Raw genomic sequence first — 12,804 nt, forward strand, 5'->3', positions numbered from 1 at the left:
CGTCGCTCGAAAGCGATCTAGTCGATGATGTTGTTATTACCCTCCGCCTTCAGGCGGGCGATATTGTCCTTCATCCGCTGCAGCCGTTCAGGCGCGTGGCCTTGCCACTGCGTCACTTCGGCGATGACCCGCAACGGATCGCGCGAGCGATAGGACAGAGTCGGATTGCCGGGAAATTTCTTATCCGTCACGTTCGGATCGTCCACGATCGGTCCGGTCGGCTCAACGACGTAAATTCGTCCGCGCGCGGTACCCGCGGCCAGCTCGGCGCCCCAGATCGCTGCATCCAGCGTGGCCGCGAAATAGACCCAGGACAGCGGCTTGACGTCGGTGAAATTGGATCGATGGCCGACGACAATGAGGTCGCCGGGTTTCAAATCCGCCCGTGTGCCGTGGAAGAATGATTGCGCGAAGACGGTTGCCGCAGATGACATGATACGATCCCCAGGCGAGGCTAAGCGGATGACTGGCTATGCGTGCATTCTAATGCAAGCTATGATCCTGGTTGATCTTGACGAGGGGGAATGATGCGATACTGCGCGGGCTATAGATTTGCGTTGTTGTTCACCTTTTTTATTGTCTCGTTCGCAGCTTTGAGCGGCGTGGCTCGGTCTGAAGTCCCGTTCAATTTTACAATGCCACAAAGCAGGGTCGTCGTGAAAGTCTCCGACCCCTCGCTGCTTCCTGATGCGGCGGCTGCCAAGCCCAACTACTTCAAGCTCGCGCGACAGGAGCCGCCGCTGATCGTCAGCGGCTGGCTGGAGCCGGCACAACAATATAAGGGTCTCAACGCGTTCTGGGAGGGCGAATCGCGATCCCCGGCTTATGCGGGCGCTCGCGCCCCAGTTCGAGTCGAAACGCTGCGGGAGGGCGCGTGGGAGGTGGTGGCCTTCGACGTGTCCCTGCCAGGCGCCGTCCAGTCCAATCTGCGGGCCGAGCGGGTCGAGGCGGGCACGTGGATCGACCTGCACCTGTCCACCGTCGCCCGCGCTACAATTCCGCCCACCAAGCTGCGGGCTGAACTGATGGCCGCGCTGCGGCAGGTGCAGGTGCTGGTGAAATGAGGCTGCGCGGCATCAAATGCCGTCAAGCAGAGGGACTGGATGTGAAGTTCATCGTCGTCATCATCGTCGTCACCATGACCACCATCGGTGCTGTGCAGGCGCGCAGTCCAGGCCAGAAGGTGACCGCAACGGCTGCGGCCGTCGCATGCAAGTCATGGCCGACGCTGAAAACGCTTGGCGAACTGATGAATGACCCTCCTCGCTTCGCGACATTCTGGCGCGAGCAGAAGAGTTCGGGGGAGTGCCGGACCTTTCCCGTAGGCACCGCAGTGATTGTCGACGAAGACCTCCGCGCCGGCCAAAAAGCAATCATGCGGGCACATCTGCCGGAGGAGAAAGGCCAGTATTGGACCTACCCGTCGTATTTCAAGTAGAGCGGGCTTTGGTCAGGCAATCGCAATTGCGCCGCGACGACATTTCAATCACACACAGAGAGCTGCGTTCTACAAGCCTTGCGGCAGGGCACTATTAGAGCCCGTAGAATGGGTAGAGCACTTGCGAAACCCATCATGTTTCAACCTGGATACCGTTGTGGGTTTCGCTGCACTCTACCCATCCTATGGACTGCCGCGACGTTGACCTGTCCGACAAAGCACTGGCAAAGTGCGGCCGTGGCGGAGATGGGACGAGACCGCCACGTGAACGCATCCGCGGTGACCACGAGCAGTTCCAGTGAGTTGGCCTATGACGTCTGAGAGGGATGGCATCAATCTCGCCGCCAAGCCAAGCGGAGCAGGTTGCGTGGAATGCTCGGCGGCCGGCGAGTGGTGGTTTCATCTTCGCAGATGTGCCGAATGCGGTCACATCGGCTGCTGTGACACGTCGCCCAATCAGCATGCATCGAAGCACAACGCGGCGACTGGTCACCCTGTTATCACGAGCTTTGAGCCGGGCGAACGATGGTTTTACGACTATAGGACAGGAGAGGCTTTCGCCGGACCGAAGCTGCAAGGCCCTCACTCGCATCCGTTGGATCAGCCGGTGCCTGGACCGGCCGGAGCGGTGCCTCCGGACTGGCAAGGGTTGCTCCACGAATAGGCGATAAGCCGTAGGACGGGTAGAGCAGTTGCGAAACCCATCATGTTCACGTTGGATGCCATCGATGGGTTTCGCTTCGCTCTACCCATCCTACGGGTGATCGGATCCAAACCCCGTCCCTAAAACTGATACCTCCGCCCCCCACTCCACCGGGATCACCGTCCCCGTGATGTACCGCGCCACCGGTGACGCCAGAAACACCGGGAGTGCCGCGAGGTCTTCCGGCTCGCCCCAATAGCCGACCGGGATCTCTTCCTCCGCAAAACGCTCGCGATAATCCGGCGCGTAGTTGCGGCGGATCTGCTCGCTCATGATGCGGCCGGGCGGGATGCAGTTGATGGTGATGCCGTGCTCGCCGATCTCGCGCGACAGGCCTTTTGCCCAGGCGTGCACGGCGACTTTCGTGGCGAAGGCGGCGTCGAGGCCTTCCGGCTCGGACTTGCCGGTGATGTTGACGATGCGGCCCCATTTGCGCGCGATCATCTGGGGCAGCAGCGCATGCGTATGTCCGCTTCGAGACGTGAAGCAGACCTAGGCAGGCAACTCCGGTATTTCGCCTTTTTGAGCCTTCTCGGACCTCCGTGCCGACCGACGTCTGCTGCTGAGAGATAAGCTGACGGGCCGCGAGATGGCCGCCACTTCCCGCTTTTGACCCAGAGTGGAATTTGTTTCACGGGCAGAAAAAATGGCTATTGCTGCGTGGCTTTACGTACGTCATTCCGTGTCCTCGTAACTACGTCAGGCAACTTACGATGAAACTCCTGCTCCAGAGCCTTCATCGCTTCCGGGTCATAGGATTTGCCATGGCTGGAATATGTGTCGAAGATGGTCTGTCGACTTTTCTCGCACGCTGCGAGTGCCCCGTGCTCAATCGTATCGGCAGGATCGTCGGAAGTTCGGGCTAACCTTCGTGCAGTGCCCTCGAGGCAAAGGGGATAGGTGCGCACTGCTTGGTCTTCGATCGCTTTATCAGGATCGGACTTCCATAGCTGCTCTGTTTGACGCTGTAGCTCGACAAATCTGGGAATCTGCTTGAAGAATGATCCTACGCTGTCGTCAACGTAAGACCGGTCATCCACGCGGTGTGAGCTGTCTACTGCGCGCTGTCTACAAACCGAAAATAAGCTATTAACGATGTCGACTTTTGCGCTGTCCTCGGCGCGGGTTAAGCCATCTGGACCATTTTTGATGACGAAGAGGTGCAGAGTAGTGGGTAATTCTTGCTTCACGCACTCGTGGAAATATTCCAGCTCGTCAGAAGCCGCCGCTGCTTGTCGGTCGAACGACCATAGACCCAAAACTAAAATGAGCCCTGGGGCAATGCAAGATCGAGCTAATCGGCCGAAGGCTATCTCGGGCTTCATTTCCAGTTCCGCAGTTTGCGCTTCTCCCATATATGCTTCAGGTTGATAAGCTATAAATGATCGCGTCTAAAGACCGGCGATTGTTCTGTCTGCTTCTGGCCCCTTAGCGGAGCAAAGCTGAGACAGTTGCGATGTCAGCACTCCGCGGTAGACCGGACGCGGGGCCATACTCACTTTGACCGCCGCTTCTGACCCTTTTCGGAAGTCATGTGGTCGATGCGCGCAACTCCCATTATTTTTCTGGCGCAAAATTCTGGTTGGTCAGTGGAGACGCGATGGGACGCTGAATGCGTATAAACGGCTTGCTGGCTCCCGCGTGACAGCTATTGCAGCCGCTGGTAAGCTCGTCGAAGGCGGCCGTAAATTTGGTACCGCTCTTTGCTCTAACGGCCTTTTCAAGCTCCTCTATCCGTGGATCGATGATGGTCTTGATCATCTCAGCGACTGGGATGCCGTCATGTGTTGGAAAAAGCCTTGCGGCGTCCTCCAAGCCTTCCTTGATCTCGTCGATCTCATAAGCAGCGAGGTCCCAGTTATTTTGTTTGCCAGCAAACCATAGCTTGGCGTGGCGAAGCTGCGTAGCTGTCATGAATTCGCCAAGGCCCGGTTGGTAGAGCTCTTTTGCTGGCTGCGCGGCAGCGAACATTACCGAAGCAGCAAGCGCAATGGTGGCGGTGACTATCCGCTTCATTCGTGGTCTCCCGAGCGATGGCAATTGGCCAATTTCCAAGGCATAGCTCAGGCTATCCAATTCGGGGAGAAAGCACATTCATATTTGGCTGCCTGACACTGAGAGCTCTCTCTTGCAGAGCGGACACGGCATCCGGTTGATCAGACTCAACACCCCCGCCCTAGAACTGATACCGCCGCAGCCCCCCATCCACCGGGATCACCGTCCCCGTGATGTACCGCGCCACCGGCGACGCCAAGAACACCGCGAGCGCGGCCAGATCCTCCGGCTCGCCCCAATAGCCGACCGGAATTTCCTCCTCGGCAAAGCGCTCGCGATAGTCCGGCGCGTAGTTGCGGCGGATCTGCTCGCTCATGATGCGGCCGGGCGGGATGCAGTTGATGGTGATGCCGTGCTCGCCGATCTCGCGCGACAGGCCTTTGGCCCAGGCGTGCACGGCGGCCTTGGCTGCGAACGCGGCGTTGAGGCCTTCCGGCTCGGATTTGCCGGTGATGTTGACGATGCGGCCCCATTTGCGTTCGATCATCTGCGGCAAGAGCGCATGTGCGATGCGGCGGTAGCTGGTGAAGTTCAGCGCGATCGCCTCGTCCCATTGGCTGTCGGGCGCATCGACGGGGAGGGGGCGGCTGCCGCCGGCATTGTTGATGAGGATGTCGACATGGCCGAGCTCCTTCACGGCGAAGGCCGCGATGTTTTCGGCGGCATCCTTGGCCATCACGTCCTGCGCGAATGGCGTGATCAAGCCGCCACCGACCTCCTTCACCAGCTCTGCCAGCAGGTCGGTGCGCCGCGCCACGCCGACGATGCGCACGCCTTCGGCGGCAAGGCCCTTGGCGATGGCGCGGCCGATGCCGATGCTCGCTCCGGTGACGACAGCGGTTTTCGATTTGAGCCCGAGGTCCATGGTCACACGCTCTCTTGATTGCTTTTTTGCTTATTGCGGTTCGTTGGGTGTTGGTTTCCTGCCCGTCCCGCCGGCTTTGCGAATTGCCTGAGCGGGACGAGCAGTGGTAACCAAGAGCCGCCGCGAAGGAAACACGAAAAAGAAAAGGCGTCGAACGATGGTCTGGGATCCGCAGCAATATCTGAAATTTTCCGGCCACCGGCTCCGGCCCGCGGTCGACCTGTTGATGCGGATACCGGATGTTGGTCCGCGCACGATCGCCGACCTCGGGGCTGGCGCGGGCAACGTGACAAAACTGATCAAAGAGCGCTGGCCCGATGCGGCGGTGACCGGCGTCGAGGGCTCGGCCGAGATGGTTGCCGCCGGCCGCAAGGCCGCGCCGGACGTGGAATGGTCCCACGAGGACCTCGGCCATTGGCGCCCGGCCAGGCAATATGATGTGGTCTATTCCAATGCCGCACTGCACTGGCTGCCCAATCATGCGGCACTGTTTCCGTCGGTCATGGAGAAGGTGGCGCCCGGCGGCATGCTGGCGGTGCAGATGCCGCGCAACTTCCTGGCCCCGTCGCATGTGCTGATCGGCGAGACCGCGCTGAACGGTCCGTGGCGGTCCAAGGTCGAGCATCTCGTCACGCCGCCGCCGGTCGAGGGGCCGGCCTATTATCACGATCTGCTGGCGCCGTTGTCGCAAAACATCGACATCTGGGAGACCGAATATCTTCAGGTGCTCGAAGGCGACAACCCCGTTAAGGAATGGACCAAGGGCACCTGGCTAACGCGCTATCTCGACATTTTGCAGGGCGAGGAGAAGGCCGCGTTCGAAGCGGCCTATGGCGAGCGGGTCGCCAAGGCTTACCCGAAGAATGCCGCGGGGCAGACGCTGTTCCCGTTCCGGCGGCTGTTCATGGTTGCTCAGCGCAAGGGCTGATGCGACGCATCGCAATGCGACATAAGCGCTCGCTTCCGGGGAGGGAGCGGGTGCCGGGTTGCGTCGAGAGCAGCCGTCAAGATAGCTTGGCTGCGGCAAATTGGGCTTAGGTCTAGTTGTTCGGGTGGCGGATTGCTGCCACTACTGAAACCGTAAAACAAAAAAGACCCGGTTTTAGAGGTTGTTGGGAGGTTGTCTCATGCGCAAGCTGCTTCTGGCGGTCGCGGCCACGGCTATTCTCGTGGCCCCCGCCTTAATTCCTGATCTGGCCCAGGCCCAGAGCCCCATCGTCATCAAGTTCAGCCACGTCGTCGCCAACGATACTCCGAAGGGGAAGGGCGCGCTGAAGTTCAAGGAGCTTGCCGAGAAATACACCGACGGCAAGGTCAAGATCGAGATCTATCCGAACTCCTCGCTCTACAAGGACAAGGAGGAGATCGAGGCGCTGCAGCTCGGCTCGGTGCAGATGCTGGCACCTTCGACTGCGAAGTTCGCGCCGCTCGGGATCCGGGAATTCGAGGCGCTCGACCTGCCCTGGCTGTTCAAGGACGACGCCACCTATTCCAGCGCGATGAAGGGCACCATCGGCAAATGGCTGTTCCAGAAGCTGGAGGCCAAGGGCATCACCGGGCTCGCTTATTGGGACAACGGCTTCCACATGGTGTCGTCGAACCGAGCGCTGATGAAGCCGGAGGATTTCAAGGGGCTCAAGTTTCGTATTTCCGGATCGAAGATCGCCGATCAGTATTTCCGCCTGATGGGCTCGATCCCGCAAATCATGGCGTTCTCGGAAGTCTACCAGGCGCTCCAGACCGGCGTGGTCGACGGCTGCGAGAACACCGCGTCCAATTATCTGACGCAGAAGTTCTACGAAGTGCAGAAGGACATCACCGTGTCCTATCACGCGCATCTGCAATACGCCGTGATCGTCAACTCGAAATTCTGGTCCGGCCTGCCGCCCGACATCCGCACCCAGGTCGAGAAGGCGATGGCGGACGCAACCGAATACACCAACCAGATCGCACACCAGGAAAACGAGGACGCGCTGGCCGAGATCAAGAAGGGTGGCAAGACCACGCTGCATTATCTCAGCGACGCCGATCGCAAGGCGTGGCAGGAAGCGATGCGGCCGACTTATGCCTGGGCCAAGGGCCGGGTCGGGCAGGAAGTGCTCGATCTCGTCGCCAAGGAACTCGACGTCAAGATGAACTGACGCGTTTTCCTGGAGAATAATACCAACGGTCGGGAGTGTGCGCACTCCCGACCGTTTCGCATCGATAGGGGGAATTTGATTTGCTTCGCGTGCTCAATTCGGCGCTCAATCATCTCGAGGAATGGTTGATCGCGACGCTCATTGCGGCTGCTACCGGTTTGATCTTCATCGCCGTGGTGCACCGTTACGGCGCCGGCGAATCGATCGTCCTCTCCAGATGGGCGGCCGCGCACGGGATGAATTGGCTCGCGACGCTGTCGATGGCGGTGTTTACCTTCCTGTCCGAGCTCGATTTGTCCTGGGCGCAGGAACTCTGCATCTACATGTTCATCTGGATGGCGAAGTTCGGCGCGGCCTATGGCGTGCGCACCGGCATCCATGTCGGCGTCGATCTCCTCGTCAACCGCCTGCCCGAGCATTCGCGCAAGCATGTGATCATGTTCTCGCTGCTCTGCGGTGCGCTGTTCACCGGCATGATCGCCTCCTTTGGCGCCTCCTTCGTCAACGAGATGTTCAAGACCGGCCAGCAGTCCAACGATCTGGAAGCGCCGATGTGGTTCGTGTATCTCGCGATCCCGCTCGGCTCCGGCCTGATGTGCTTCCGCTTCCTCCAGGTCTGCTGGTCCTACTACTGGACCGGCCATCTGCCGCATCACGACGAGAGCCATGTCGAGGGCGTGGAGGCCGACGGCTCGCCCGCGCTGCATCCGCAGCCCGCCGGCGCCGCAACCAGGGCTGCTGCGCGAAAAGTCTCGCCGCTGGGCGTCATCCTGATCATGGCGCCGATCCTGATTTTCGCCATGTGTCTTGCCGAGAAGTTTGGCGTGCTGGAGCTGCCGCACTGGATGCGGGCCGCGACGGTCTTTGCGCTGCTGATCGCGCTGATGCTGACGGGTATTCCGGTCTCGATCGCGCTTGGTCTCACCGTGATGACGTTCCTGTTCACGCTGACCACGGTGCCGATCGAAGCCGTCTCGATGAAGCTCTTCACCGGCATCGAAGGCTTCGAGATCATGGCGATCCCGTTCTTCATCCTCGCCGGCAATTTTCTCACCCATGGCGGCGTCGCGCGCCGCATGATCAACTTTGCGACCTCGCTGATCGGCCACTGGCACGGCGGCCTTGGGCTCGCCGGCATCGTCGCCTGCGCGATGTTCGCGCTGGTGTGCGGCTCGAGCGTTGCGACGGTCGCGGCGATCGGCGCCATCGTGCTGCCGGAGATGGTACGCCACGGCTACCCGATGCGTTTCGGCGCCGGCATCATCACCGTTGCTGGCTCGCTCGGCATTTTGATGCTGCCCTCGATCCCGAAGATCGTCTACGCGGTTTCGACCAATACTTCGATCGGCGCGCTGTTCGTCGCGGGCCTGCTGCCCGGCATCCTGCTGACGACGATGCTCTGCATCGTCACCTGGTGGCTCGCGCGCAAGCGGGACTATCCGCGACTGCCGAAGGCGAGCTGGGGCGAGACCGTCCGCACCTTCCGCGAGAGCATCTGGGGATTGATGCTGGTCGTCATCATCATCGGCGGCATCTATAGCGGCCTGTTCACGGCCACCGAGGCCGCCGCGATGGCCGCGGTGTATTCTTTCTTCATCTCGGTCTTCGTCTACAAGGCCATTGGCATGAAGGACGTGCCGCGGGTGCTGCTGCGCGCCGCCAATACCAGCGCGATGCTGCTCTATATCGTCACCAACGCGGTGCTGTTCTCGTTCGTGCTGGCCAACGAAAACCTGCCTTCGGTCCTGGCGGACTGGATCGCGGCGCAGAACCTCGGCTGGGTCGGCTTCCTCCTGGTCGTCAACGTCCTGCTGCTGCTCGCGGGCAACTTCATGGAGCCGAACTCGATCATCCTGATCATGGCGCCGATCCTGGCGCCCGCAGCCAAGAAGCTCGGCATCGACCTCGTCCATTTCGGCATCGTCATGGACGTCAACATGGAGGTCGGCCTCTGCCATCCGCCGGTAGGGTTAAATCTCTACGTCGCGTCGATGATAGCGCGAATGCGAATAACGGAGCTCGCGGTCGCGGTGATGCCATGGCTCCTCACCATGCTCGGCTTCCTTGTCATCGTGACCTATTGGCCCGATTTGACGCTGTGGCTGCCGCGGGTGCTGGGGATGCACCAGTGAGGCGATGTATGGCTAACGCGCGGTAAACCCGCGCGTTCAAATGCCGTCGCGGTGCAGTGCACGCATTTTTACGGATGTGCGGTACGACCATGCCAGCGGATGGGTGCTGGCATGTTGTTCAACAGAATGGAATCCGGACGGGCCTCGATCTCCGACGCCGTCTATCTGGAAGTCATCACGGGCCTTCACGGCACGACGATGCCGAACGTTCTTGCGGCCGCTTGCCTGGCGATGGTCGGTTCCATCACGACCTACGAGACCGGCGACATGGTGACGGCCGGCCTGACGGTCGCCGGTGTCGTGGTGGCCATCGTCCGTCTGTTCGAAGTTTTTGCATTCCGCCGCCGCCTCGGGCAATCGCCGCAGCTCGACCGGGCCGAGGCCGCGCGCTGGGAACGGCGCTATATTGCCGGCACCGTCGTGACGGCTCTCATCCTCGGCCTGTTTGCCGCGCGCAGCATCGTGCTGGGCGATGCGCTCTGCTCGGTGATGGCAATCGGGATCGGATTCGGCTTTGGTGCCGGCGTGGTGGCGCGGCTGGCGCTGCGCCCGGTCGCGGCGCTGCTCGATCTCGTCGCCATCGCTGCGCCCGCTGCGATCGTGGCCTTCATGCAGCCGGATCTCCGCCATGTCGGTCTCGGGCTCCTCATCCTGATGTATGTGGTCGCGAGCTTCGAGATGGTGCGGTTGAGCTTCAACGCCTCGATCAACCAGATTACGCTCAAGCGACAATTCGAGCAGCTCGCGCGCATCGACCCGATGACCGGCGTCGCCAACCGATCGGTGCTCGCGACGGACTTGCCCGCCATGCTCGCGGCCGGGAGGCTTGCCGTTCATACGCTCGATCTCGACCGATTCAAGGAGGCAAACGACCGGTTCGGCCATCCTGTTGGGGACGCTTTGCTGAAGCAGGTCGCCGGGCGGCTCAAGGCGATCGCCGCGGCCGAGCACCTCGTGGTGCGGATGGGCGGCGACGAATTCGTGCTGATTCAGCGCGCGGCCGCCGACGCGGAAGCGATGGCGCAGCACATCGTGCAATCGATCGGCGCGCCATACGAGGTCGAAGGGCAGGCCATCGAGCTCGGCGTGAGCGTCGGCGTTGCCGTCGCGCCGGACGACGGTCGAACCGCAGAGGCGCTGATGTCGCGCTCAGACAGGGCGCTCTACCGGGCCAAGGAGAGCCGCGGCGGTTATGTGCTGGCCCGTGAGCTTCGCATGCCGGTCACGACATCGGGCCAGACCGTTTCCGAAGGGCTGGCGGCGTAAGAGCGGTTGGAACCGCAATCGAGATGCGGTTAGATGCCTCCCAAGCAAGACGAGCCGGGGAGGAACCTCATGACCAGCATCGACGCATCCGACACGCCGAAGGACGCAACGGCGTCCGTCATCGCGCAGCAGACGGCGATGCTGAACGCGCTGCCATTTTCCGACACGCGGGATTTCGACGATGCCGCGCGCGGCTTTCTCGGCACGATCGAGAACGCGGAGATTACCAACCCGCAAGGACGGACGGTCTGGAGCCTGAAGCCTTATGGCTTCCTCTCGGCCGAACAGGCGCCGCCGACGGTCAATCCCAGCCTGTGGCGGCAGGCGCGGCTCAATATGCATCACGGGCTGTTCGAGGTGGTGCCCGGAATCTACCAGGTGCGCGGGCTCGACATCGCCAACATGACGCTGATCGAAGGCGATAGCGGCGTCATCGTCGTGGACACCCTGACCTCGATCGAAGGCGCGCGCGCCGCGCTGGATCTGTACTTCAAGCACCGGGGGCAGCGGCCCGTCGCGGCCGTGATCTTCACGCACACCCACACCGATCATTGGGGCGGGGCCCGCGGCGTGCTGGAGGAGGATGCACTCGCAACCGGCCGCGTTCCGATCATCGCGCCGAACCTGTTCATGGAGCACGCCGTCTCCGAGAACATCATCGCGGGCCCGGCGATGCTCCGCCGGGCGCAATATCAATTTGGTCCGTTCCTCGCCAAGGGCGTGCGGGGGCAGGTCGACAACGGGCTCGGCAAGTCGATGGCGGCAGGCGCGGTTGCGCTGCTGCGGCCGACCGATCTGATCATGGCGACCGGCGACAGGCGCGTGATCGACGGCGTCGAATTCGAATTCCAGATGGCGCCGAACAGCGAAGCGCCGGCGGAGATGCATTTCTTCCTCCCACGCTACAAGCTGTTGAACCTCGCCGAGAACTGCACGCATAATTTCCACAATCTGCTGCCGTTCCGCGGCGCCGACGTGCGCGACGCGCTGGCCTGGTCGAAATATCTGGGTGAGGCCTTGCAGCTCTGGGACGGCAAGGCGGAGGCGATGTGCGGGCAGCATCACTGGCCGGTGTGGGGACGCGAGCGCATCGGCACTATGATCCGCCAGCAGCGCGACCTCTACAAATTCGCGCACGACCAAACCATCCGCCTGATGAACCATGGCCTCACCGCCACCGAGATCGCCGAGACGATCCAGCTGCCCAGGAGTCTCGAAGGCGCCTGGCACGGCCGCGGCTATTACGGCCACATCCGCCACAATGTGAAGGCGATCTACCAAAAATATCTCGGCTGGTATGACGCCAACCCGGTCAATCTCGATCCGCTGCCGCCGGTGGAATCAGGCAAGAAGTATGTCGAGTACATGGGCGGCGCCGACGCGATTTTGACGCGGGCGCGAGTGGATTTTGGCAAGGGCGAGTTCCGTTTCGTCGCGCAGGCGCTTGGTCATCTCGTCTTTGCCGAGCCCGACAATGCTGCGGCGCGCGCGCTGCTGGCGGATACGCTGGAGCAGCTCGGCTATGCCGCCGAGAGCTCGACCTGGCGCAACGCCTATCTGTTCGGCGCGCAGGAGTTGCGTCAGGGCATGCCCAAGACGCCGCCGCGCCCGCCGATGCCGCGCGAGACGCTGGCCGCACTTCGGACCGAGCAGCTCTGGGACGTGCTGGGTATTCGCCTCAACGGGCCGAAGGCGGAAGGAAAGCACATCGTGCTGAACTGGAGTTTTTCCGATACCGGCGAGACGTTCGTGCTCAATCTGGAGAATTGCGCGCTCACCTACACCGCGGGCGTGCAGGCCGAAGGCGCCGATGCCAGCTTCACGCTGGCGCGCGCGACGCTCGACGAGGTGATCGCGAAATTGACGAGCTTTCCGGAAGCGGTCGCTGCCGGCAAGGTCAAGCTGTCAGGCAACCCGATGCGGCTCGCCGAGCTGATGGGGCTGATGGACGAATTTCCGCGGATGTTCGAGATCGTGGAGCCGAAGCGGGCGGTGGTGGTGTGACTTTCTTCCTTCTCCCCTTGTGGGAGAAGGTGGCGCGATGTCCAGACCGGATAGATAGGTAACACAGTAGACCGGATGGATAGGTGACAGTTCTCTGTCGGCTGCGAGGAACAGCCGATGCCTTGGCGAGAGAGCTGCGCAATGGACCAACGGGTTAGCTTCATCGCGGATCAGCGAAGCGGAATGTGGACGATGACGGA

The 12,804-nt window shown here is 61.6% G+C and carries 13 protein-coding genes and 1 pseudogene; 9 read left to right on the forward strand and 5 right to left on the reverse strand.

Going from position 1 to position 12,804, the window contains the following annotated elements; translation table 11 throughout:
• Positions 1-17 precede the first annotated feature (17 nt).
• The gene (gene arr / locus BMW89_RS23150) at positions 18-434 is read right to left on the reverse strand and encodes an NAD(+)--rifampin ADP-ribosyltransferase (protein WP_092029304.1); all 417 of its coding nucleotides are present in this window, start codon (positions 432-434) and stop codon (positions 18-20) included.
• Positions 435-656: 222 nt separating this feature from the next.
• On the opposite strand from arr, the gene BMW89_RS23155 reads away from it, so the two are divergent.
• From BMW89_RS23155 to BMW89_RS23165, 3 genes are all read left to right on the forward strand, one after another.
• Positions 657-1,064, forward strand: a complete 408-nt coding sequence (locus tag BMW89_RS23155; RefSeq protein WP_244547657.1) for a hypothetical protein — start codon at positions 657-659, stop codon at positions 1,062-1,064.
• Positions 1,061-1,438: a hypothetical protein gene (locus BMW89_RS23160; RefSeq protein ID WP_143062808.1), complete on the forward strand. Its 378-nt coding sequence runs from the start codon at positions 1,061-1,063 to the stop codon at positions 1,436-1,438. Before BMW89_RS23155 ends, BMW89_RS23160 begins: the two co-directional genes overlap by 4 nt.
• Before the next feature lie 310 nt (positions 1,439-1,748).
• Positions 1,749-2,102: a UBP-type zinc finger domain-containing protein gene (locus BMW89_RS23165; protein ID WP_092029306.1), complete on the forward strand. Its 354-nt coding sequence runs from the start codon at positions 1,749-1,751 to the stop codon at positions 2,100-2,102.
• Positions 2,103-2,192: 90 nt separating this feature from the next.
• On the opposite strand, the gene BMW89_RS23170 is transcribed toward BMW89_RS23165, so the two are convergent.
• The 4 genes from BMW89_RS23170 to BMW89_RS23185 all read right to left on the reverse strand — a co-directional run bounded on the left by BMW89_RS23170 (position 2,193) and on the right by BMW89_RS23185 (position 5,061).
• The gene (locus BMW89_RS23170; RefSeq protein WP_244547658.1) at positions 2,193-2,585 is read right to left on the reverse strand and encodes an SDR family oxidoreductase; all 393 of its coding nucleotides are present in this window, start codon (positions 2,583-2,585) and stop codon (positions 2,193-2,195) included.
• Positions 2,586-2,791: 206 nt separating this feature from the next.
• Positions 2,792-3,496, reverse strand: coding sequence for a hypothetical protein (locus BMW89_RS23175; RefSeq protein WP_092029307.1), 705 nt, complete (start codon positions 3,494-3,496; stop codon positions 2,792-2,794).
• 202 nt (positions 3,497-3,698) lie between these two features.
• Entirely contained in the window at positions 3,699-4,157 is a 459-nt protein-coding gene (locus BMW89_RS23180; protein ID WP_244547659.1) for a hypothetical protein, read from the reverse strand.
• Between the two features lie 160 nt (positions 4,158-4,317).
• The gene (locus tag BMW89_RS23185; RefSeq protein ID WP_092029309.1) at positions 4,318-5,061 is read right to left on the reverse strand and encodes an SDR family NAD(P)-dependent oxidoreductase; all 744 of its coding nucleotides are present in this window, start codon (positions 5,059-5,061) and stop codon (positions 4,318-4,320) included.
• A 157-nt stretch (positions 5,062-5,218) separates the two neighbouring features.
• On the opposite strand from BMW89_RS23185, the gene BMW89_RS23190 reads away from it, so the two are divergent.
• From BMW89_RS23190 to BMW89_RS23210, 6 genes and pseudogenes are all read left to right on the forward strand, one after another.
• Positions 5,219-5,989, forward strand: coding sequence for a methyltransferase domain-containing protein (locus BMW89_RS23190; protein WP_092029310.1), 771 nt, complete (start codon positions 5,219-5,221; stop codon positions 5,987-5,989).
• Positions 5,990-6,188: 199 nt separating this feature from the next.
• Positions 6,189-7,202, forward strand: a complete 1,014-nt coding sequence (locus BMW89_RS23195) for a DctP family TRAP transporter solute-binding subunit (RefSeq protein WP_092029311.1) — start codon at positions 6,189-6,191, stop codon at positions 7,200-7,202.
• Positions 7,203-7,462: 260 nt separating this feature from the next.
• Positions 7,463-7,810 (forward strand): annotated as a pseudogene (locus BMW89_RS38635) (TRAP transporter small permease); the annotation flags it as partial.
• Positions 7,811-8,047: 237 nt separating this feature from the next.
• Positions 8,048-9,334, forward strand: a complete 1,287-nt coding sequence (locus BMW89_RS38640; protein WP_349516534.1) for a TRAP transporter large permease — start codon at positions 8,048-8,050, stop codon at positions 9,332-9,334.
• A 111-nt stretch (positions 9,335-9,445) separates the two neighbouring features.
• Positions 9,446-10,600, forward strand: coding sequence for a GGDEF domain-containing protein (locus BMW89_RS23205; RefSeq protein WP_092029349.1), 1,155 nt, complete (start codon positions 9,446-9,448; stop codon positions 10,598-10,600).
• A 69-nt stretch (positions 10,601-10,669) separates the two neighbouring features.
• Positions 10,670-12,604 carry an alkyl/aryl-sulfatase gene (locus tag BMW89_RS23210; protein WP_092029312.1) on the forward strand — a complete coding sequence of 645 codons (1,935 nt, stop codon included), beginning with the start codon at positions 10,670-10,672 and terminating at the stop codon, positions 12,602-12,604.
• The last annotated feature ends 200 nt before the right edge of the window (positions 12,605-12,804 follow it).

This window comes from Bradyrhizobium sp. OK095 (assembly GCF_900109945.1).
Classification (GTDB): domain Bacteria; phylum Pseudomonadota; class Alphaproteobacteria; order Rhizobiales; family Xanthobacteraceae; genus Bradyrhizobium.